The 21359-nt window shown below is 39.4% G+C and carries 18 protein-coding genes; 12 read left to right on the top strand and 6 right to left on the bottom strand.

The features are described from left to right. Nucleotides 1-89: 89 nt before the first annotated feature. The 4 genes from asnS to X781_RS06195 all read left to right on the top strand — a co-directional run bounded on the left by asnS (nucleotide 90) and on the right by X781_RS06195 (nucleotide 4737). Nucleotides 90-1493 (top strand): asparagine--tRNA ligase, encoded by a 1404-nt coding sequence (asnS, locus tag X781_RS06210; protein ID WP_025236027.1) that lies wholly within the window; start codon nucleotides 90-92, stop codon nucleotides 1491-1493. A 277-nt stretch (nucleotides 1494-1770) separates the two neighbouring features. Then, nucleotides 1771-3315, top strand: a complete 1545-nt coding sequence (gene sbcB / locus X781_RS06205; protein WP_025236026.1) for an exodeoxyribonuclease I — start codon at nucleotides 1771-1773, stop codon at nucleotides 3313-3315. Between the two features lies 1 nt (nucleotide 3316). Beyond that, nucleotides 3317-3916 carry a DNA glycosylase gene (locus X781_RS06200; RefSeq protein WP_025236025.1) on the top strand — a complete coding sequence of 200 codons (600 nt, stop codon included), beginning with the start codon at nucleotides 3317-3319 and terminating at the stop codon, nucleotides 3914-3916. Nucleotides 3917-3918: 2 nt separating this feature from the next. Then, nucleotides 3919-4737 (top strand): PHP domain-containing protein, encoded by an 819-nt coding sequence (locus X781_RS06195; RefSeq protein ID WP_025236024.1) that lies wholly within the window; start codon nucleotides 3919-3921, stop codon nucleotides 4735-4737. Nucleotides 4738-4793: 56 nt separating this feature from the next. On the opposite strand, the gene glnS is transcribed toward X781_RS06195, so the two are convergent. Then, the gene (glnS, locus tag X781_RS06190; protein ID WP_025236023.1) at nucleotides 4794-6464 is read right to left on the bottom strand and encodes a glutamine--tRNA ligase; all 1671 of its coding nucleotides are present in this window, start codon (nucleotides 6462-6464) and stop codon (nucleotides 4794-4796) included. Nucleotides 6465-6693: 229 nt separating this feature from the next. Between glnS and X781_RS06185 the strand changes: the two genes are divergently transcribed. The 5 genes from X781_RS06185 to X781_RS06165 all read left to right on the top strand — a co-directional run bounded on the left by X781_RS06185 (nucleotide 6694) and on the right by X781_RS06165 (nucleotide 10403). Then, complete coding sequence (locus X781_RS06185) at nucleotides 6694-7653, top strand: ABC transporter substrate-binding protein (protein WP_025236022.1); 960 nt, start codon at nucleotides 6694-6696, stop codon at nucleotides 7651-7653. 63 nt (nucleotides 7654-7716) lie between these two features. After that, entirely contained in the window at nucleotides 7717-7977 is a 261-nt protein-coding gene (locus X781_RS06180; protein WP_025236021.1) for a GlsB/YeaQ/YmgE family stress response membrane protein, read from the top strand. Nucleotides 7978-8172: 195 nt separating this feature from the next. Then, nucleotides 8173-8811 carry a nucleoside recognition domain-containing protein gene (locus X781_RS06175; RefSeq protein WP_025236020.1) on the top strand — a complete coding sequence of 213 codons (639 nt, stop codon included), beginning with the start codon at nucleotides 8173-8175 and terminating at the stop codon, nucleotides 8809-8811. After that, nucleotides 8808-9266 (top strand): YjiG family protein, encoded by a 459-nt coding sequence (locus X781_RS06170; RefSeq protein WP_025236019.1) that lies wholly within the window; start codon nucleotides 8808-8810, stop codon nucleotides 9264-9266. Before X781_RS06175 ends, X781_RS06170 begins: the two co-directional genes overlap by 4 nt. Before the next feature lie 12 nt (nucleotides 9267-9278). Continuing rightward, nucleotides 9279-10403 carry a M20/M25/M40 family metallo-hydrolase gene (locus tag X781_RS06165; protein WP_025236018.1) on the top strand — a complete coding sequence of 375 codons (1125 nt, stop codon included), beginning with the start codon at nucleotides 9279-9281 and terminating at the stop codon, nucleotides 10401-10403. 83 nt (nucleotides 10404-10486) lie between these two features. Here the strand turns inward: X781_RS06165 and X781_RS06160 are convergent, their stop codons facing one another. Then, the gene (locus X781_RS06160) at nucleotides 10487-11377 is read right to left on the bottom strand and encodes a LysR family transcriptional regulator (protein WP_025236017.1); all 891 of its coding nucleotides are present in this window, start codon (nucleotides 11375-11377) and stop codon (nucleotides 10487-10489) included. Nucleotides 11378-11506: 129 nt separating this feature from the next. Between X781_RS06160 and topA the strand changes: the two genes are divergently transcribed. After that, entirely contained in the window at nucleotides 11507-14113 is a 2607-nt protein-coding gene (topA, locus tag X781_RS06155; RefSeq protein ID WP_025236016.1) for a type I DNA topoisomerase, read from the top strand. 90 nt (nucleotides 14114-14203) lie between these two features. Here the strand turns inward: topA and X781_RS06150 are convergent, their stop codons facing one another. Genes X781_RS06150 through X781_RS06140 form a run of 3 tightly spaced genes read right to left on the bottom strand, consistent with a single transcriptional unit; the run spans nucleotide 14204 to nucleotide 17017 of the window. Next, on the bottom strand, nucleotides 14204-15136 hold the full coding sequence (locus X781_RS06150) for a gluconeogenesis factor YvcK family protein (RefSeq protein WP_025236015.1): 933 nt from the start codon (nucleotides 15134-15136) through the stop codon (nucleotides 14204-14206). 17 nt (nucleotides 15137-15153) lie between these two features. Beyond that, on the bottom strand, nucleotides 15154-16230 hold the full coding sequence (locus tag X781_RS06145) for an AI-2E family transporter (RefSeq protein ID WP_025236014.1): 1077 nt from the start codon (nucleotides 16228-16230) through the stop codon (nucleotides 15154-15156). Between the two features lie 31 nt (nucleotides 16231-16261). Further along, nucleotides 16262-17017: a class I SAM-dependent methyltransferase gene (locus X781_RS06140; RefSeq protein ID WP_025236013.1), complete on the bottom strand. Its 756-nt coding sequence runs from the start codon at nucleotides 17015-17017 to the stop codon at nucleotides 16262-16264. 140 nt (nucleotides 17018-17157) lie between these two features. Here X781_RS06140 and X781_RS06135 point away from each other — a divergent pair, with 140 nt between their 5' ends. Continuing rightward, entirely contained in the window at nucleotides 17158-17406 is a 249-nt protein-coding gene (locus X781_RS06135; protein ID WP_025236012.1) for an alternative ribosome-rescue factor A, read from the top strand. 63 nt (nucleotides 17407-17469) lie between these two features. On the opposite strand, the gene X781_RS06130 is transcribed toward X781_RS06135, so the two are convergent. Continuing rightward, nucleotides 17470-18819 carry a hypothetical protein gene (locus X781_RS06130; RefSeq protein WP_025236011.1) on the bottom strand — a complete coding sequence of 450 codons (1350 nt, stop codon included), beginning with the start codon at nucleotides 18817-18819 and terminating at the stop codon, nucleotides 17470-17472. A 160-nt stretch (nucleotides 18820-18979) separates the two neighbouring features. Between X781_RS06130 and X781_RS06125 the strand changes: the two genes are divergently transcribed. Beyond that, on the top strand, nucleotides 18980-21352 hold the full coding sequence (locus X781_RS06125; RefSeq protein WP_025236010.1) for a TonB-dependent receptor: 2373 nt from the start codon (nucleotides 18980-18982) through the stop codon (nucleotides 21350-21352). Nucleotides 21353-21359: the final 7 nt, after the last annotated feature.

The raw sequence follows: 21359 nt of genomic DNA, 5'->3' as shown, positions 1-21359 counted from the left end.
TTAAAATTATTATATTTCCCCCTATTTTCTTGTAGAATATTGAGCGTTATTCTCTTAAAAGAACCCACAAGAAAAATTTGAGGTATTAAATGTCTAAATTTCCAACAGTTTCGGAAATCCTATCTGGCAAAGTTGCGGTAGGTGAAGAGGTTGCAGTACGTGGTTGGGTGCGTACCCGCCGTGATTCAAAAGCCGGTTTATCTTTCTTAGCCGTGTATGACGGCTCTTGCTTTGACCCAATCCAAGCAATCATTAACAACGATTTACCAAATTATAATGACGAAGTATTGCGTTTAACCGCAGGTTGCTCTGTTATTGTTACAGGTAAAGTGGTGGAATCACCTGCTGAAGGTCAAGCGGTTGAATTACACGCAACAAATGTAGAAGTTGTCGGTTGGGTTGAAGATCCGGACACTTACCCAATGGCAGCAAAACGCCACTCGATTGAATATCTACGTGAAGTCGCACACTTACGCCCTCGCACAAACTTAATCGGTGCGGTAGCACGTGTTCGCCACTGTTTAGCTCAAGCAATCCATCGTTTCTTCCACGAACAAGGGTTCTACTGGGTAGCTACACCTGTAATTACCGCATCAGATACCGAAGGTGCTGGTGAAATGTTCCGTGTTTCTACCCTTGATTTAGAAAACCTACCGCGTGGTGAAAACGGCAAAGTGGATTTCAATCAAGATTTCTTTGGAAAAGAGTCATTCTTAACTGTATCAGGTCAGTTAAATGCCGAAACTTATGCTTGTGCATTAAGTAAAGTTTATACTTTCGGTCCAACTTTCCGTGCAGAAAACTCCAACACAACTCGCCACTTAGCCGAGTTCTGGATGATGGAACCTGAGGTCGCATTCGCAGACTTAAACGATAACGCAAAATTAGCTGAAGATATGCTGAAATACGTTTTCCGTGCAGTACTTGCAGAGCGTAAAGATGATATGGAATTCTTCGTTAAACACGTGGATAAAGATGCGGTAAGCCGTTTAGAGAACTTTATTAACGCACCATTTGCTCAGGTAGACTATACCGATGCTATTGAGATTTTATTGAAATCAGGTAAAGAGTTTGAATTCTCTGTAGAATGGGGTATTGACCTTTCATCTGAACACGAACGTTATTTAGCAGAAGAACACTTTAAATCGCCAGTGGTAGTGAAAAACTATCCGAAAGATATTAAAGCTTTCTATATGCGTTTAAATGAAGATGGTAAAACGGTTGCCGCAATGGACGTATTAGCACCGGGCATCGGCGAAATTATCGGTGGTTCACAACGTGAAGAGCGTTTAGAAGTATTGGATAAACGTATGAACGAAATGGGCTTAAACCCTGAAGATTACTGGTGGTACCGTGATTTACGCAAATACGGCACTGTACCGCACTCAGGTTTCGGCTTAGGCTTCGAGCGTTTAATCGTGTATGTAACAGGTTTACAAAACATTCGTGATGTAATCCCATTCCCTCGTGCTCCACGCAATGCAAACTTCTAATTTGCAAAAAATTAGATAAAAACAACCGCTTGCAAGCGGTCAAAAAAGGCGAAAATTTTACGTTTTCGCCTTTTTATTTTGGTTTATTAGAAAAATGTATAGTAAACAAAATAGTTGCTAAAAACCGCATTGTTTATCTAGAGTTATTTAACTTTTCTCTCCGAGTTGAATTTATATCTATCTACAAAATTTTATCTAAAAACAACCGCTTGTATTTCCTCTCTTTCCTTTCAACTATGATACAATTCTCCCAATCTTTCCAACCAAACGAACAGCAATGAGCAAAAATTTTTCTTTTTTCTTTTACGACTATGAGAGTTTTGGGGTAAGTCCGGCTCACGATAGACCGGCTCAGTTTGCGGGTATTCGTACTGATGAAGAGTTTAATATCATCGGTGAGCCAGTAATGTTTTTCTGTAAGCAAACGCCAGACTATTTACCAAGCCCTGAAGCCGTTATGGTAACTGGTATTACACCGCAACAATGTAACGCAGAGGGAGTGTCTGAACCTGAGTTTGCTGCTCGTATTCACGCAGAATTTAGCCAGCCAAATACTTGTACCATCGGCTATAACAATATCCGTTATGACGATGAAATGACCCGCTACACTTTTTTCCGCAATTTTTACGAACCGTATGAATACAGTTGGAAAAACGGTAATTCTCGTTGGGATTTATTGGATTTAGTAAGGGCTTGTTATGCGTTACGTCCGGAAGGCATTGAGTGGTCAAAAGATGAAAATGGAATGCCGAGCTTTAAACTAGAGAATTTAACTAAAGCAAACGGTATTGCTCACGAAAATGCTCACGATGCGATGTCAGATGTTTATGCTACCATTGCAATGGCGAAACTAATTAAAGAAAAACAGCCGAAATTATTCAATTTTTTCTTTAATCTACGCAGCAAAAAAGAGGTAGAAAAATTGATAGATACCGGTGAAATGACACCGTTGGTTCACGTTTCGGGAATGTTGGGAAATTATCGAGGTAATACCGCTTGGGTTGTGCCGTTAGCGTGGCATCCGACTAATCAAAATGCGGTGATTGTGTGCGATTTATCGGGCGATATGAATGGTTTACTCAATGAAAATGCTGAAAGTTTACGCCAACGCCTATATACCAAACGTGAGGCGTTAGCTGAACACGAGCTGCCTGTGCCACTGAAATTAGTGCATATCAATAAATGCCCGATTTTAGCTCCGGCAAAAACCTTGTTACCTGAAAATGCAGAACGACTAGGCATTGATAGAGCGTTATGTTTAGAAAATTTGAAGGCGTTAAAAGCTCAGAAATCCTTGGTTCGAGAAAAAGTATTGGAAATCTTTAATGATGAACGTACATTTGAACCTTCAGCTAATGTAGAAACGACATTGTATGACGGCTTTTTCTCAACTGCTGATAAAAACAATATGGCGATTTTACGTTCTTTGCCTCCTGAAAGTTTAGCGGATCACGGCTTAAGATTTGAAGATCCTCGAGTAGAGCAACTTTTATTCCATTACCGAGCAAGGCATTATCCGCAAACGCTGACAAGGGCAGAGCAGATTAGATGGCAGAAATATTGCTATCAGCAACTTGATGCAAAAGCAGAACAGTTTGCGAACGCTATTGATGCATTGTTCCAGCAACATCACGATAATCCGGAAATGGTAAAATTATTGGAAAATCTGACCGCTTACGCTGAGCAAATCTCACAAGAACAGACGGCGATTTATGCTAAAAATAGTGAAGATGAAACGCTAGTGAGCGATTTGAATAAAGTAGCAGAGCAACCATTAGATAAAGCTGACAAATTAAAGCTATTAAAGGAATTAATCAAATAGAATGGAAATACTTGAACTAGAACATCATCCTTTTGCTCCCATTTTACCGGAACAAGCTACTGTTGTGATGATGGGAACTTTTCCTCCAACATCAGAAAAACGCTGTATGGAGTTTCACTATCCAAATTTCCAAAATGATATGTGGAGGATAATGGGAAAGGTGTTTTTTGATGATGTAGATTATTTTCGTGTAAATGATGAAAAACGCTTTGACCCTATTCGAATTGAAGCCTTTTTACGAAAAAAGGGCATTGCACTCTCTTCTTCCGCTAAAACGGCAGTTCGTTTAAAAGGCAATGCGGCGGATAAAGATCTCAAAATTGTTGAACCTGTAGATATGAACGAATTATTAGCCCAATTGCCAAAAATGAAATGGCTGTTTACTACAGGCGGTTTAGCTACAGAAGTGTTATTAGACTTGCTCTCAGAAAAAATTAAAGCCCCGAAAACGAATGAATGGGTAGTATATCCTTATTCTAAATCAAGGGAACTTTATTTATACAGATTACCTTCTACCTCAAGAGCTTACCCATTAAGTTTGGAGAAAAAAACAGAAGCCTATCGACAATTTTTTATTCAAGCAGGGCTTATTAAGGATTAACAATGAAATACGATTTACATTCCCATAGCACAGCCTCTGATGGGGTGCTTTCTCCCACGGAATTAGTTCAACGAGCGGTTGAACAAGGTGTTGAAATGCTTGCTTTGACTGATCACGATACTATTTCCGGCATTTGTGAAGCAAAAAAATTTGCCCAAACACAACCAATCAAATTTATCTCGGGTGTCGAAATTTCGGTACTATGGCAAGATAAAAGTATTCATTTGGCAGCTTTAAATATTGATGAAAATAATAAGGAATTAATTCAATTTTTGGATAACCAAGCCAAATTGCGTGAAGAACGAGCGGTCGAAATTGGCGAAAAATTAGCAAAAGCAGGCATTCCAAACGCTTATGAAGGTGCAAAAGCTCTTGCTTCAGGTGAAGTAACTCGGGCTCATTATGGGCGTTTTTTATATGAACAAGGGCACGTTCGCAACATTGAACATGCTTTTAAACGTTATTTAGGAATGGGAAAACCTGCTTATGTTAAGCCTATGTGGAGCAGTTTAGAAGAAGCAGTTCAAATAACACACAATGCAGGCGGAGTTATTAATATCGCCCACCCACTACGTTATAAAATGACTGCACGTTGGATTCGCCGTTTGATTGTTGATTTCAAACTAGCAGGCGGAGATGGCATTGAAGTTTCAGGCTGCGGACAAACCCCAGACCAACGGCAATTACTTACCCGCTGGGCAAGAGAATTTGATTTATATGGTTCGGTTGGCTCTGATTTCCATTACCCAACAGGCTGGATTGAACTCGGCAGAAGTTTAGAACTGCCAAAAGAGTGCAAGCCTATTTGGGAGCTGTTTTAATTTGTCTTATGCCGAAAAAATACCGACATTACTGTCGGTATTTTTATTTGAGAAGCTTAGAACGCTACGCTTTCTTTTAGACTTACAGTTAAGTTAAACACTAAATTATCTGCTGAACCGTCTTTGCTGTCTAAGCAGAAGTAGCCTTCACGCTCAAATTGATAACCTTGTTCTGCTTTTGCATTGGCTAAACTTGGCTCAACAAAACCGTGTTTTACCACTAATGATTCAGGGTTTAACACCGCATTAATATCATCTTCTGCACCCGGATTTGGCACAGTGAATAAACGATCGTAAATGCGGAATTCTGCCGGTTTGTTATCTTCCGCTGAAACCCAATGAATTACCCCTTTCACTTTGCGTCCGTCAGCCGGGTTCTTGCCTAATGTTTCCGGATCGTAGGTGCAAAAAATTGTGGTAATTTGACCGCTTGCATCTTTCTCCACTCGTTCGGCTTTAATTACATAGGCATTACGCAAACGCACTTCTTTGCCTAGCACTAAGCGTTTATATTGCTTGTTCGCTTCTTCACGGAAGTCGGCTTCGTCAATGTAAAGCTCACGGGTAAATGGCAAATCACGCTCGCCTAATTCCGGGCGGTTAGGGTGGTTTGGTGCTTTTAAGATCTCTTTCTCACCAAAATTCTCAATTACTACACGCACAGGATTGATTACTGCCATCGCACGAGGTGCGTTGTCGTTTAAATCTTCACGAATACAAGCCTCAAGTGCGGAGTATTCCACCACATTATCTTGTTTTGTTACACCGATACGGCGGCAGAATTCACGCAATGCCGCAGGGGTATAGCCACGGCGGCGTAAGCCTGAAATGGTTGGCATACGAGGGTCGTTCCAACCGTCCACAATACCGTCAGTAACTAATTTCAATAGCTTACGTTTAGAGGTTAAAGTGCCTTCTAAATTTAAACGTGAAAATTCGTACTGATGCGGTAACGGACGTTCAATACTGATATTTTCCAACACCCAATCGTATAAACGGCGGTTGTCTTGGAATTCTAACGTACAGATAGAGTGGGTGATTCGCTCAATCGCATCTGAAATACAGTGGGTGAAATCGTACATTGGGTAAATGCACCATTTGTCGCCGGTTTGGTGGTGTGAGGCAAATTTCACACGGTAAAGCACCGGATCACGCATTACGATAAACGGCGATGCCATATCAATTTTGGCACGCAAACAAGCTTTACCTTCCTCAAACTCGCCGTTTTTCATTTTTTCAAATAGGGCAAGGTTTTCTTCAACCGAACGATCACGATAAGGGCTATTTTTGCCCGGCTCGGTTAATGTGCCACGGTATTCACGCATTTCTTCAGGCGAAAGTTCACAAACATACGCCAAGCCTTTGTTGATAAGCTCAATCGCATAGCCATAAAGTTGGTCAAAATAATCTGAGGCATAACGTGGCTCACCTTCCCATTTAAAGCCTAACCATTCCACGTCTTGCTTGATAGAATCCACATATTCCACGTCTTCTTTTACCGGATTTGTATCATCAAAACGTAAGTTACATTTTCCTTTATATTCTTGAGCGATACCAAAGTTCAAGCAGATTGATTTAGCGTGTCCGATGTGTAAATAACCGTTTGGCTCAGGTGGAAAACGGGTGTAAACGTTGCTATGTTTACCGCTTGCTAAATCTTCATCAATAATATGGGTAATAAAATTGGCTCGAGTTTCTGTTTCAGCTGTTAAAATTTCTTCGCTCATAATTCTCTCTAATGTTCTAATTAAAATAACTGCTTATTCTACACGTTATTGCAATAATCTAAAAGAGCTTGCAAAGAATTGGGTTAAAATGTGAAAGATTAATATTTAACCAGTTAAAATATGTTTATAGAAAAATAAAAAATTCTGCTTGCACAAATTTCTAAAATTACTTATCTTTGGATAAAAATGTACTATTGCAATAGTGCAAATTTTAAATCAAGGAGTATGTATGAAATTTCGTAAAACATTGTTAGTTGCTGTATTAAGTGCTTTTTCTATTACCGCATTCAGCCAAGATAAAATTCAAAATGTAGCAATTACGGCGATTGTCGATCACCCGGCATTAGATTCCATTCGTAAAGGTGTTATTGAAGAGCTTGAGCGTGAAGGCTTTGTTGATGGCAAAAATATCAAAATCGACTACCAATCCGCACAAGGCAGTACTGCGACGGCTGCTCAAATTGCCCGTAAATTTGTTGGTGATAAAGCAGATATCATCATCCCGATTACTACGCCTTCCGCACAACCGGTGGTTGCAGCAACTCGTTCTATTCCGATTGTTTTCTCCGGTGTAACCGACCCGGTTGCAGCAAAATTAGTGAAATCTTGGGAGCCATCAGGCACGAATGTAACGGGGATTTCAGATCACAAGCCTATCGCTCCACAAGTAAAATTAATTCAAACGTTAGTGCCCGAGTTAAAATCCGTAGGCTATGTTTATAGTGCAGGTGAAGTGAACTCTACAATTGTGTTAGAAGAACTAAAAGAAGAAGCGAAAAAGCAAGGGTTTAATGTTGTCCCTGTAGCGGTTCAACGTAGTGCAGATATTGGCACAGCTGCTCGCAGTTTAAATGGTAAAGTACAAGCTATCTATATTTCAGAAGATAATGGTGTGGTGTCTGCTTATGAAGCCTTACATAAAGCAGCGTTAGAAGCAAAAATTCCGGTTATTGCATCAGACAGAGATACCGTTGAGCGTGGTGCACTTGCTGCTTATGCGGTAAATCAGTATGATATCGGCGTTGCAACAGGTAAAAGTGCGGCTCGTGTGTTAAAAGGTGAAAAAGCTGGTTTAATTCCTACACAAGAAGTGAGCCAATTAGAGCTTTCTATTAATACAAAAACAGCAAAAGACTTAGGTATTAATTTACCTCAAGATTTATTAAAAGAAGCAAAAGAAACCTTTTAATAATTATGGAATAATAGCGAGAAGTTATTAAATTATTTTTCAATAAAACACAAGGAGTATGTTATGGGCTGGATTGCTGCAATTATTGTCGGTGCTATTATTGGTTGGTTAGCATCAATTGTAATGAAAAGTGAAGGTGGTCTTTGTAAAAATATCATTGTAGGTATTGTCGGTTCATCTTTAGGACGTTGGTTATTTGGCGACATATTAGGCATTGGTTCTGCATACAAAGCAGGAGATTTCAATATAATTGGTATTTTCTTTGGTGTATTAGGTGCAGCCTTGTTAATTTTCATCTTAAGAAAATTAAGAATTTTTGATTAGTAAATAGAAATGTTTAAAACAAGCAGTTATGAAAATAACTGCTTGTTTTGTTTTTAGCGATCTCTTTCCTTATTTAATTTGCAAATTATCAAGAAAATTTGACCGCTTGTTGGTGTTTTTGCGAAGTAGATCACAGCGTTTTTTAGATGCTCGTTATAGAATAAAATCAGTTTCATTCTATTTTAAGGAGTATTTATGGAAGACAATGTAACAACGAAAAAGCTGATTGTTGGCACGATTTCATTAGCGTGTGCGGTAATTTTCTTCGGTGGTTTTGCTAAAGATATTGCCGGTGGTATTTTTGATTTTGGCAAATTAACAGGACAATTCCCTGAATGGTTGAAAGCTGCTGGGGGAACGAGTGCAAAAGGCGGATTTATTTTTGCCTTAACACTAGTGCCTAGCGTGATGTTAGCACTTGGTTTTGTCGCAATTTTTGAACATTTTGGTGCTTTGGTGGCTGCTTCAAAATGGTTAAGCCCAATCTTAAGACCGTTAATGGGAATTCCTGGAAACTGTTCAATTTCATTGATTGCAAGTACTCAAAGTACAGATGCAGGAAGTTCAACCACCAAATTCTTACGCGATGAAGGTAAAATCACTTATAAAGAATTATTAATTTTTGCTGCTTTCCAATTTAGTGCAGGTGCGTTACTTACGAACTTCTTAGCCTCTTTTGCACCATTGTTATTGATTTCAGATAAATCAGGTACAGTTGCACCGACTTCTATTGCAATATGCTTAGGAGTGATTTTCCTATTCAAAATCTTTGGTGCTAATTTAATGCGTTTATATGTGAAAAAATTTGTAAAAGAGACGGAGGCAGAAGTATGAGTTCGCAAAAGAAATTAATTACGGATATTTTTATTGATGGTGCTCGTAAAGGTTGGGATATTGCCGTACATAGTACTATTCCTAACGTACTGATGGCATTTGTTATTATTTATATGCTTAATGCTTCTGGCTTACTGAAAATAATCGGCGAATGGCTTGGTTTTATTATGGCACCTCTTGGTTTACCCGGTGAAGCTATTGCCGTATTCCTTGCTGCATTCCTTAGTTGGGGCGGAGCGGCTGGTGTCTTAGTTGCTTTAGTACAAGAAGGCGTACTAAATGCTCAGCATGTTGCTATCTTATTGCCGGGTATGGCGTTAGTAGGCTCGACGGTGCAATATATGGGGCGTATTCTAGGTGTATTAGGTGTGCCGGGCAAACATTATTTAGTGCTATTTGGTATCTGTATCATCAATGCTTATCTTGCGATGTTTGTAATGCAATTTTTAATCTAGGAGATAATAGTAATGGAAACTCAAACCGTAGAAAAATTTTTAGCTGAATTAAAAGAAATTACTGACGTTGAAAGCCCGGCAAATTCGATTGAAGGTGTTAATCAAGTTGCTCAGTGGTTCATTCGTAAAGCAGAAAAATCAGGATTAGAGTATAAGCGTTTACCAATGACAAGCGATAAGGTAGCAGAGAGCTTACTTATTAGTAACGATCTTAATGCTTCGCAATACGATATTCTTTTTGTAGCTCATATGGATACGGTTTTTCCTGTTGGTACAGGCAAAGATGTTCCATTTGCTCGTAAAGATGGGATTGTTAATGCACTAGGAGCGATTGATGATAAATCAGGGGCTCTTTTAACCTTCTATATTTTAGAGAAGCTGGATTTAAGTAAATTAAAAATTGCGATTTATCTCAACTCACACGAAGAAATCGGCTCAACTTATGCCAAAGAGAGTATTCGTGAATATGCTCGTAAGTCAAAATATTGCTTTGTAATGGAACCCGCTCGTGAAGATGGCTCAATGGTTGCAACTCGTAAAGGTGTTATTACCTATGATGTTGAGTTTCACGGTGTTGCTGCTCACGCTGGAAATAATCCGGAACGTGGGCGTTCGGCATTAGTTGAAGCCGCTAATTTTATTGTGGAATTCTCCAAGCTGAACGATTACCAAATAGGGCATACTTTTAATTGTGTAATGACGCACGGCGGTATTGCACATAATGTGATCGCGGATTACGCCAAATTGACTATTGAAATGCGTTATCGTTTGCCATCATCAAGAAAATATTTTGAAGAGCAATTACAACGAGTGTTAGGCAATCCGCTTATAGAGGGGGTAACTTCTACTAAAATATTGGTAAATGATGAAGCCCCGATGATTGATGAGGTACATCTACCAAAAATCAAAGTATTATTTGATGAGGTAGGTAAAGCATTACAAACCGAGATTAAATGGGTTGATGCGGGTGGATTAAGCGATGGTAATATTGCTGCCTCAGCGGGTTGTCCAACTATTGATGGATTAGGTCCAACTGGGGGGAATATGCACGCGAAGACAGAATATTTGGTCGTTGATTCGATTATCCCAAAACGTAATTTGGTTGTTAATGTGATTAAGAGACTATTTAATCTTTAAAAGCATTTTACAAGCGGTCAGATTTCTACATTTTCTTGCAATTGAAAGGCTGTAATTGAAGCTATCTGTTACAGCCTTTTTACCTACAAATATTGTTGTTGTTCTTTCATCAGTTGAGAGAAAAAATCGATTAACACTCGAACTTTTGGCGAAAGGTAACGGCGGTTAGGGTAGAGTAAGCTGATTTGCAGCGTGTCTTGTTCTAAAAATGGCATAATCGGCACTAGCTCTCCATTTTTGAGTTCTTCCTTTATCAAAAATTTAGGAATATTGATAATACCTAGCCCGGCTTTTGCCATTTGGACTAATGCATAGCCGTTATTGCTGTAAATTTTTCCCTCAGGCTTAATGCTACTTTTTTGTCCTTGCTGCGTGAATTGCCACTGTGGGTGATATTCGTAAAGCAAGCAACCACGTTTACTGAGTTCTTCTAGACTTTGAGGCTCGTTATTTTTGGCTAAATAGTCAGGAGAGGCAACTAGCATTAAGTGCGAATCAGCAATTTTTTTCGCCACGATAGAGCTGTCCGTAAGGCTACCAATACGCAAAACTAAATCAAAGCCTTCGGCAATGACATCAACGCGACGGTCGCTAAATTCAATATGGAGCTGTAAATTAGGGTAGCGTTCCATAAATTTTCCTAAATAAGGTGCAATAAAGCGAGAACCAAAATCCATTGGCACAGACATTGTAATTTTGCCTTGTAGCGTTGAGCTGATATTACTGACACTTGCTTCCGCCTCTTTCAATTCATTTAAAATAGGCAAACAGCGATGATAATAAAGTAACCCTGCTTCCGTTGGCGTAATTTTACGCGTGGTGCGTTGTAATAAACGTACATTCAAATACTCTTCCAGTTGAGCCACTAATTTACTCGCCATTGGCAGTGAGATTTGGGTTTGTTGTGCGGCTTGGGTAAAACTTTGGGTTTCAACTACTTTGCAAAATAAACTGATTGCGTTTAGTTTGTCCATTTTCTCTCTTCTTTATATTGTAATTTTTGCTAAGGCTTGCTATCGTAAAAATAGTATATTGAAAAATCAATTAAAAAAGAAATAATTTAAAGAAAATCCAAATAATTATTAAAAATTAGGTAATAAACTATGGGAAAATCACTCGTTATTGTGGAGTCTCCGGCTAAGGCGAAAAAAATTAATCAATATCTTGGTAGCGACTATGTTGTGAAATCAAGCGTGGGGCATATCCGTGATTTACCGAAAAGCGGCAGCGATGAAAAAACGGAAAAAGCAAAGCCGATTTCAACTAAAGGGCTAAGTGCAACAGAAAAAGCAAAAGTAAAGGCAGAAAAAGAACGTACAGCTTTAGTGAAACGTATGGGAATTGATCCATACAACGGCTGGAAAGCGAACTATCAGATTATGCCTGATAAAGAAAAAGTAGTATCTGAATTAAAATCGCTGGCGAAGAAAGCAGACCATATCTATCTGGCAACCGACTTGGATAGAGAAGGGGAAGCTATTGCGTGGCATTTACGTGAAATTATTGGCGGTGATGATAGTCGTTTTAGTCGAGTTGTGTTTAATGAAATTACCAAAGATGCGATTAAAAAGGCGTTTGAAGATCCGCAGCCACTGAATATTGATCGAGTGAATTCCCAACAAACCCGCCGCTTTTTAGACAGAGTGGTGGGCTTTATGGTATCGCCATTACTTTGGAAAAAAGTCGCTCGAGGTTTATCTGCCGGGCGTGTGCAATCTGTCGCGGTGAAATTGTTAGTTGAGCGAGAGCGTGAAATTAAAGCTTTCCAAAGTGAAGAATTTTGGACCATTTTAGCCAATACGCAAATTAATCGTAAAAAATTACCGCTTGAATTGACGGCTTACAAAGGTAAAAAATTCTCAGCGAAAAATGAAGAAGATGCGAATGTTGCCGTTCAAGCATTAGAAAAAAGTGATTTTATTGTTTCTAATATTGAAGCAAAAGAGACCAGTTCTCGAGCATCTGCTCCATTCATTACTTCATCGTTACAACGTACCGCAAGCACACGTTTAGGCTTTGGGGTAAAGAAAACAATGATGTTGGCTCAACGTTTGTATGAAGCGGGTTATATTACCTATATGCGTACCGACTCTACAAACTTAAGCCGTGAAGCTCTGGCGATGGCTCGTGGTTATATTGAAGATAACTTTGGGGCAAATTATTTGCCAGAGAAAGCCAATGTGTATCGCAGTAAAGATAATGCACAAGAAGCCCACGAAGCTATTCGTCCTTCTGATGTGAATGTGAAAATGGCAGACTTAAAAGGTATGGATAAAGACGCTGAACGTTTATATGACTTAATTTGGCGTCGTTTCTTAGCTTGCCAGATGTTGCCTGCACGCTACGATTCTACTTCATTAACTGTTCGTGCCGGAGATTATGAATTAAAAGCGAGCGGACGTGTAATGCGTTTTGATGGTTGGACGAGAGTATTGCCGGTACAAGGGAAAAATCCTGAAGATCAAGAATTACCGGCAGTAGAACTTTATCAAAAACTCAAACTTGATGAAGTTGTGCCAAGCCAGCACTTTACCAAACCGCCTGCACGTTTTAATGAGGCTTCATTAGTTACAGAGCTTGAAGAGCGTAAAATTGGTCGCCCTTCAACTTATGCTTCAATTATTTCGACCATTCAAGAGCGTGGCTATGTTCGCACTGAAAACAAACGTTTTTATGTGGAAAAAATCGGTGAGGTAGTTACCGATCGTTTAAATGAATCTTTTAAAGATTTAATGAATTACGACTTTACTGCCAATATGGAAGAAGTTTTAGACCAAATTGCAGAAGGTAATAAAAACTGGAAAGATGAATTAAATACATTCTTTAAGCATTTTTCTGAAGAGCTAACCCAAGCGGAATTAGATGAGCTTGAAGGAGGGATGAAGCCAAACAGCATTGTGCCGACAGATATTGATTGTCCGACTTGTGGCAGAAAAATGGCTATCCGTACCGCTTCTACAGGGGTTTTCTTAGGTTGTACAGGCTATGCGTTACCACCAAAAGAACGTTGCAAAACTACGATGAATTTAATTCCTGAAGCCGAATTCTTGAATGTCTTGGATTCAGATTCTGAGGCAAAAGCCTTAATGGCACGCAAACGCTGTCCGAAATGTGATTCAGCGATGGATAGCTATGTGATTGATGCCGAGCGTAAACTTCACGTTTGCGGTAATAACCCAAATTGTGATGGTTATGTTGTCGAACAAGGCTCATTTAAAATTAAAGGCTATGACGGACCTGTTGTGGAATGTGATAAATGTGGTGCGGATATGCACTTAAAATTAGGTCGTTTTGGCAAATATATGGGTTGCACAAGCTGCGATAACACCCGAAAAATTTTGAAAAATGGTGAAGTTGCCCCTCCACGAGAAGAACCTATTGCTTTTCCTGAACTAAAGTGCGAAAAGGCAGATGCTTATTTTGTGTTAAGAGATGGAGCAAGTGGCGTATTTATGTCGGCTCATAATTTCCCGAAAGTGCGTGAAAGCCGAGCTCCGAAAGTGGCGGAATTAGCCTTGTATCGTGATAGATTGCCGGAGAAATTACAATATCTTGCGGATGCTCCGCAGCAAGATCCTGAAGGAAATGAGGCGATTATTCGTTTTAGTCGTAAAGAAAAACGCCAATATGTAACTTCAGAGAAAAACGGTAAGGCAACCAAATGGATGGTTGATTACGTTGATGGCAAGTGGGTAGAGCGTTCAAAATAATGAATTGATTGAAAGTACAAGCGGTTAAATTTCTTTTACATTTTGCAAATTGCAAAAAATTAGAGAAATTTAACCGCTTGTTTTATTTAGTTATAGATTTTGAATTAATTCATCAATCGCTTTGCTTAATTTATTGCGATCGTGGCGGTAATAAACATCATCAGCCGATAAATTTTTACGCAGTGTTTTAATATGCAGCGGAAGTATAGATGGTTCATCATCAGTTGTAATGACGCCATTTATGCGAGATTGCCCGATACAGTGCTCAATCCATTCAACTCGCTGATTAAGCGATAAATTCCCGGCAGGTCCGTGTTCTTGCCCGATGTTATCAATAAAAATGACTTTAGCTTGGCTTCGGTGAATAGCTTGAGCAATATCTGAAACCAGTAAATTCGGCATAATACTGGTAAAAAAACTGCCCGGACCGAGTAGTATTAACTCTGCTTCTTGAATAGCAGCAATCGCTTCCGGCGTGCCTAAGACAGGCGTATCTAGCTCTAAATGATGTGGTGTTTCAGCCAGTGCATCAATTTGAACTTCGCCCAATACTTTTGTGCCACATTGTAACTCTGCAATTAAATGAACAGGTGTTTCCGACATCGGAATAAGCTTTGATCTAACGTGTAGCAAATCTCGCACAAGGTTAATTCCATCAAGCGGTCTGATTTGCATATTTTCAAGGGCGGTAAGAATGAGATTACCGAGATTATGCCCGCTGAGTTCGCCCGTTCCACCAAAACGATATTCAAAAAGGCGAGAGGCAACCGTAGGTTTTACAATAATTTGATTCAAACAGTTGCGTAAATCGCCCCAAGCAATTACACCTTGTTGAGAGCGGATACGTCCTGTTGAGCCGCCATTATCGGTGGTCGCAACAATACCTGTGAGCCGTTCTTTTAAAAATGGCAGAGCAGAGAGTAGCCGTCCTAAACCGTGTCCGCCTCCTAAGGCAACAACGGCATTGAGTCGGTTAAGATGATGGTGGCGAGCAGGCTTTTGTGAGAGTTGTTGAGTATCCATTCTTTATAAAAAACCGCTTATTTCTCTAATATAATTGCATCTGTATGGTTAGATGGAATGGCTTGAACCACAGCTTTAACCAATGTTGCCAATGGAATAGCAAAGAATACGCCCCAGAAGCCCCATAATCCACCAAAAATCAGCACGGCAATAATGATGGTGAGAGGGTGTAGATTAACTGCCTCAGAAAATAGATACGGCACAAGTAAGTTTCCATCTAGTAATTGACTAATAATAAAAGCAAGCATTAAGTAATAAAAATCAGGCGATAAACCAAATTGGAATAAGGCGACCAACATTACAGGAATACTTACTAATACCGCACCAATGTAAGGAATTAAGACGGAAATCCCTACTGCAACAGAAAGCAGTAATGGATAGCGTAAATCAAAAAAGAGGAAGATGATGTAGGTTACAACTCCGACAATTACAATTTCCAGAAATTTACCACGAATATAGTTAGCAATTTGTTGTTGCATTTCAAACCAGACGCGTGTAGCTAAGCGACGGTTTTGTGGTAATACTTTGCTAAATGAACGCATTAACACTAATTTGTCTTTCAATAAGAAAAATACCATTAACGGCACTAGGAATGTATAAATACCTAATCCAACCAAACTAATAATAGAGTTAATAGAAAGAGTTAAAAGCGACTCTCCCATACTCAAAATATTGCTTTTCGCGGTATTCATAATTGAATCAACAGTGGCGTAATCCACCAATTCCGGGTAATGTTCAGGTAATCCTTGCACCCAAGCATTGAGCAAGTTGAACATTGACGGCAAATCTTGAATAAAAGTTACCGCTTGATTCCATAAGGTTGGTAACAATACTACCCCTAAGAATGACAGCAAGGCGATAAAACTACCTAAGATTAAAATAACGCTTAACGTTCTTGGCAACTTTAATTTAACCGTTAAAAAGCGGGTTGGCCATTCAAGCAAATAGGCAAATACGAGAGCGACTAATAGCGGCATTAATAAATCACTGAAAAAATAAATAATGCCAAACCCAATTAATAGAATACCAAATAACACAACTATTTGTGGGTCGGTAAATTTTCTTTGATACCACTCTCGCAACATTTGAAACATATTTTGTATTGCCTTTTAACTAACTGGAAAATTATTTTTGACTACAAACCGCAACAAAGCCTAACTTTTGGTCAGGATCGTTAAAAATTTTGTACATTTTATTGAACGTTTCACGATTTTCAGGTTTTAATGCGTTTCCTACGATTTTCATTGCCCCTAATACGCCTTCATCGTGAATTAGACCTTTCGGAGAGAGTAGCGACATCTCGCCTGAAAAAGTTTCCACATTTCTAAAGCCGCAATGGTGGAATAACGCTTTCCAATCCGGCTTTGTAAGTGGTGATACGGTGATATTAATCGCATCACGCAACTCAGATAATAATTCATCTGCATTATCTGTGTTTAGCATAATATCGTGTGTAAGCAAAAAACCGTTTGGTTTTAACACACGGAAATATTCTCGAATGGCTTTTTCTTTTACTTCTTGTGGGAGCATTGTAAGCATTGCTTCGTTAATCACAATATCAAAGCTTTCATCTTCAAATGGCAGTTTTGTCGCATTTGCTCTTTGTACTTGAACTAAATGCTCAACTTCTTGATCTTTGATGTTTTCACGGGCTTTTTCAAGAGCCTCTTCGTCTAAGTCAATGCCAATAATTTGGCATTCAAACTGTTTTGCCAGTTGAATAGCGGTTGTTCCCATATTACAAGCAACTTCTAATACTTTTTTGTCTTTTGAAAAATCACCGCTCCCGATTAACCAATCCGTTGCAACTTTGCCACCCGGACGTAAGCGGGTTTTACCTAAGCGAGCTAAAAAATGATGTCCAACTTCTTCTTTTTTCATAATAAAACCTCTGAATTTGCAAAATAATCTGAAAATATGACCGCTTGCATTGAAATTTTAACAATTATACCCAATTTTTATATACAACGGCAGATGAATTTGACAGAATATTGCTTACTTTTTATGAAGAGGGAAATAGTATGGCAAAACAAAATAATGGTTATCTCCATCAGCGTGGCGATATCCAAGAGAGTGCAGTAAAAGCGTTAGTAACAGATCCGTTGTTTAAAATGCGAGTAGAGAAAAATCGTAAAGGCAAGGGGAGTTACCGCCGAAATGAAAAACACAAAAAAACATTATATGTTAAAGGAGAAACCCCATATAAAAATATTCATTCAGTGTATTTTTATATGGGGTTTCTTCATTATTGTAAAAATCGCAGTATGTAAATAATCTGTGGAAGATCAAACTTAATCTAACAGTCCCCCTTTAAAATTATGGTGTCTGTCAGATTATTTTGTACCACCAAATACAGCGTTATATTTAGTAATACCTTCTCTATTGTTGCTTTTTAACTCAATATTACCTATTGCATCATTGAGATTCTCGCCAACAAATTTGGTTGAATAGGAACCTGATAAATGGTTGTTTTTTTCAATATAAGATATTCCACTTTCTGTAAAACTGATACTTTCTCTTAAATATTTTGCATCAGGTAATTTACTTTCATCCAGCTTAATTTTACCTAACGTTACGCTGTCTATTTCACCTGTGAGCTTATTTTTTTCCCATTCATTATCAAGATGGAGTTTTAAGGTAACATCGCCATCAAGCTGTGGAGCATAGGCAATAGTTTCACCATCAACTATTTTCTCAAATCGGGCGATGACATTACCTCTATAGATAGCATCTCCTACTAAACCATCTTTCCATTGGGCTTTTCCGTTGACAATATCAAATACGCCATATTCAGCATAGCTTGAGCCACTGCCTTCTGCACCTTGTTTTTTACCATCTCGCCCTGTCGTTAAGCGGATATTAAACAATGAACTATCATTTTCATTGGTAAATAACGCACCGTAGCTTGAGTAAGGCTGGTTGATGTAGAGATAATTAATCTGTTTGGCATCAGGCATATCCTCATTTCCAACTAGAAGTTGTTTCCCTTCTAGTTGATGATCTTTTAACACACCTGAATGTTTACCCAAATAACTTTCTCCGTTTGAGATTAAGGTTGGGATTCTGACATTTTCTTTATCCTCTGTACCAAGATTTAGCACTAAGTAGTAGTTATGAGGTTTGTCATCTTCATCAGCTACAAAAGGAGATTTTGAATCATCCGCATTAGGGTGAACAAAATGATCGCGATCTTCACGTCTTACGTTGCCGGCATCGCTTAATAATCCGTCGTTTGCTAACGTAATCACACGCCATAATTTACCTGAACTGTCTTCATTGACCGGTTTTACTGAAGTTGATGGCGTCGGTTTTTGTGGTTCGACCGGTTTTTCTTCAATAGGTTTAGTCGGCTCAGTCGGTTCAGCAGGATTTGGCTGTTCAATGGGTTGTTTAGGTTCAGCAGGTTTAGCCGGCTCTGTTGGTTTGACTGGCACAACAGGCTTTGGTTGCTCAGATGGTTTTGGCTTAACTGGCGTATCAGGCTTTGTCGGCGTTGTTGTTTCAGCCTTTGTATCAGGTTTATTTGAGCCTGCATTTTCCGATTTTGCAGGTTTTTTGGTAATTTCGACCGCTTGTTCAGCTTTTGGTTTTTCAACCACACGAGCACCATCGGTAGATTTACAGCCGCTTAGGGCAACAGATACGGCAACCGCCGCTAAGGTTAATTTGAGTTTAGATTGCATAAAAAATTCTCCTTTTTAAAAGCCATAAAATATTAATGGATATTTTTTGTTTGGCAAGAGTAAAATATAAAAATATATATAAATTTTTTATGGTTATTGTTGAAAGTCGATAAAATTTCGCGTAACTTATTAACCTTAATTTATTTATGGGAAAAGAAAAATGACAAACAAAACCCTTTTGGCGGTGCTGATTTCCGCCCATTTAAGTACGCTTGCCTTAGCTCAAACCAATGAAGACGTTGCCGTGTTAGATGAAGTCTCTGTAATTGGCAATACTGCAACACCTGTAATAGCCCAAGGCAGTGAGGTAACTTTACTCAAAGTCAGTGATAAAATTATTGAGGGTAAAGAATTTAAAAAACGCTCGGCAACCTTAGGAAATGCCTTATCTGCTGAATTAGGCGTACACAGTAACCCATTTGGCGGAGGAGCAAGTAAGCCGATTATTCGTGGGCAAGAAGGTGCACGCATTAAAATTTTACAAAATGGCTCGGACGTAGTAGATATGTCCAGCCTTTCGCCTGATCACGCCGTAGTTGCTGATTCACTTTTGGCAAGCCAAGTAGAAGTATTACGTGGTTCAAGCACGCTGCTTTATACCAGCAGTTCGCCGGCTGGAGTAGTGAATGTGGTGGATAAACGTATTCCAACGATTGTGCCGGAAAAAGGTTATGAAGTAGAGCTCAATAGCCGTTTTGATACCGCCAGTAAAGAGCGATTAGGTGTTTTAGGGGCAACTTTAGGATTAGGTCAGCACGTTGCCTTGCGAGTGGAGGGATTAGCTCGCCATAGTGATAATTATCGGGTGAAAAGTTTGCAGCTTGGCGAAAGACTCAATTATGTGCCGGATACCTACAACCGTTCTCGTGTCGGCACGGTGGGCTTATCTTTTGTGGGCGAGCGTGGCTATATTGGAGCAGCGTATAATGAACGCACCGACACCTACGGCTTGCCGGGACATAACCATAAATTTGATGAATGTATCGGGCATATCTATAACGAAGTACGCGATAAATACGCTTACACCTACAAATATCCGCATTTGCTGGATGAAGATCTGATTAGCCACGGTCCACACTTCCATTGCGGAACCGATCACGAAATGGATGCAGGGCACAGCCACGATAATCCGTATGGTCATACCCACGACCATACCCACAAAGGTCCGTGGGTGGATTTAAAATCCAAACGAATTGATGTGAAAGGCGAACTGTTAAAACCGTTTAGAGGTTTAGATAAAATCCGAGCCAGCTATACCGATGTGAATTATTATCACGATGAAAAAGATGCCGGTTCGGTCAGCACTTTTGTGAATAAGCAGTTGAAGAAAGATCAGAACTATGGCAAGCCGGTCAATATTTACAAAAATCGGGGTAAAAACAGCCGATTGGAGTTTTATCATTCACCGATTGGTGGCTTAACCGGTGTTTGGGGCGTGCAATATCAGACACAGAAAAGCAGTATGAATGCTCCGAACGACCGTGAAGTCCGTTTCCCATTAGTTGAAAATAACAATAAACAGTTGAGCTTGTTTGCGATTGAGCAATATATGTGGGATAACTTTGCCCTTGAGCTTGCCGGACGCATTGAGAAACAGAAAATTGAGATCGACTACGATCTTGAGGAAATCAGACGTTTACAAAAATTCTACAGTGAATCAGGTGGTAGACAGGTTGAGCCGGATTTATCCCCATACGATAAAACCGCCTATGCCTATTCGGGTACGTTCAACTGGTTCTTCCATCCGGATTACCAGCTCTCGTTTACCGTATCACACAATGAACGTCATCCAACACCAATGGAACTTTATTACCACGGTCCGCATTTGGCGACCAGTTCGTTTGAATACGGTAATAAAGATCTGAAAAAAGAGCAGTCGAATAACGTTGAATTAGGGCTGAGCTATCAAGGCGAGAAGTTCGGTTATAAAACCACGGTGTACTATAACCACTTCAAAAACTATATTTTTAACGAAAATCTCTACCGTGAAAACCAGCTGTTTATGCGTCGTTACAGCCAAGCAAAAGCTCGTTTCTATGGTTTAGAAGCGGAGATGAGCTATCGCTTTAATGAGCAATATCAAGCGACGATTTTTGGTGATATGGTACGAGGTTGGCTGACTGATTTACCTCCTGTGAAAGTAGGTGGCATTCATAAACATCATTTACCGAAAGATGCGAAACCGGGCGAAACTTATCTGCTTTACCGTGCCGATATGAATACGCCAAGAACGCCGCCACTGCGTTTAGGTTTACGGGTAAATGCACAATTTAATGAAAATTGGGCAGGTGAAGCGGAATTCTATCGTATGTTTAGCCAACGCCGTTTAAGCCAGTTAGAGTATCCGACCAAAGGGCATTCAATGTTGAATCTGGGTTTAAGTTATAGCAACAAATTTAAGAATGCGGAGTATAAAATCAGCTTGAATGGGACAAACTTACTCAATCAGCCGATCTATATTCACACTTCTTATCATCCGTTCGTTTCTCAACCGGGTCGGAATTTTATATTAGGAGTTGAAGTTAAGTTTTAATCTTTAT

The sequence above is a fragment of the Mannheimia sp. USDA-ARS-USMARC-1261 genome (assembly GCF_000521605.1).
GTDB classification, from domain to species: domain Bacteria; phylum Pseudomonadota; class Gammaproteobacteria; order Enterobacterales; family Pasteurellaceae; genus Mannheimia; species Mannheimia indoligenes.
This window is presented reverse-complemented; position numbering and strand designations above follow the sequence as displayed.

What these genes read in the sequence shown, in the direction of transcription:
- asnS (WP_025236027.1), top strand. Translation starts at nt 90, where the DNA reads ATGTCTAAATTTCCAACAGTTTCGGAAATCCTATCTGGCAAAGTTGCG.
- sbcB (WP_025236026.1), top strand. Translation starts at nt 1,771, where the DNA reads ATGAGCAAAAATTTTTCTTTTTTCTTTTACGACTATGAGAGTTTTGGG.
- X781_RS06200 (WP_025236025.1), top strand. Translation starts at nt 3,317, where the DNA reads ATGGAAATACTTGAACTAGAACATCATCCTTTTGCTCCCATTTTACCG.
- X781_RS06195 (WP_025236024.1), top strand. Translation starts at nt 3,919, where the DNA reads ATGAAATACGATTTACATTCCCATAGCACAGCCTCTGATGGGGTGCTT.
- glnS (WP_025236023.1), bottom strand. Translation starts at nt 6,464, where the DNA reads ATGAGCGAAGAAATTTTAACAGCTGAAACAGAAACTCGAGCCAATTTT.
- X781_RS06185 (WP_025236022.1), top strand. Translation starts at nt 6,694, where the DNA reads ATGAAATTTCGTAAAACATTGTTAGTTGCTGTATTAAGTGCTTTTTCT.
- X781_RS06180 (WP_025236021.1), top strand. Translation starts at nt 7,717, where the DNA reads ATGGGCTGGATTGCTGCAATTATTGTCGGTGCTATTATTGGTTGGTTA.
- X781_RS06175 (WP_025236020.1), top strand. Translation starts at nt 8,173, where the DNA reads ATGGAAGACAATGTAACAACGAAAAAGCTGATTGTTGGCACGATTTCA.
- X781_RS06170 (WP_025236019.1), top strand. Translation starts at nt 8,808, where the DNA reads ATGAGTTCGCAAAAGAAATTAATTACGGATATTTTTATTGATGGTGCT.
- X781_RS06165 (WP_025236018.1), top strand. Translation starts at nt 9,279, where the DNA reads ATGGAAACTCAAACCGTAGAAAAATTTTTAGCTGAATTAAAAGAAATT.
- X781_RS06160 (WP_025236017.1), bottom strand. Translation starts at nt 11,377, where the DNA reads ATGGACAAACTAAACGCAATCAGTTTATTTTGCAAAGTAGTTGAAACC.
- topA (WP_025236016.1), top strand. Translation starts at nt 11,507, where the DNA reads ATGGGAAAATCACTCGTTATTGTGGAGTCTCCGGCTAAGGCGAAAAAA.
- X781_RS06150 (WP_025236015.1), bottom strand. Translation starts at nt 15,136, where the DNA reads ATGGATACTCAACAACTCTCACAAAAGCCTGCTCGCCACCATCATCTT.
- X781_RS06145 (WP_025236014.1), bottom strand. Translation starts at nt 16,230, where the DNA reads ATGTTTCAAATGTTGCGAGAGTGGTATCAAAGAAAATTTACCGACCCA.
- X781_RS06140 (WP_025236013.1), bottom strand. Translation starts at nt 17,017, where the DNA reads ATGAAAAAAGAAGAAGTTGGACATCATTTTTTAGCTCGCTTAGGTAAA.
- X781_RS06135 (WP_025236012.1), top strand. Translation starts at nt 17,158, where the DNA reads ATGGCAAAACAAAATAATGGTTATCTCCATCAGCGTGGCGATATCCAA.
- X781_RS06130 (WP_025236011.1), bottom strand. Translation starts at nt 18,819, where the DNA reads ATGCAATCTAAACTCAAATTAACCTTAGCGGCGGTTGCCGTATCTGTT.
- X781_RS06125 (WP_025236010.1), top strand. Translation starts at nt 18,980, where the DNA reads ATGACAAACAAAACCCTTTTGGCGGTGCTGATTTCCGCCCATTTAAGT.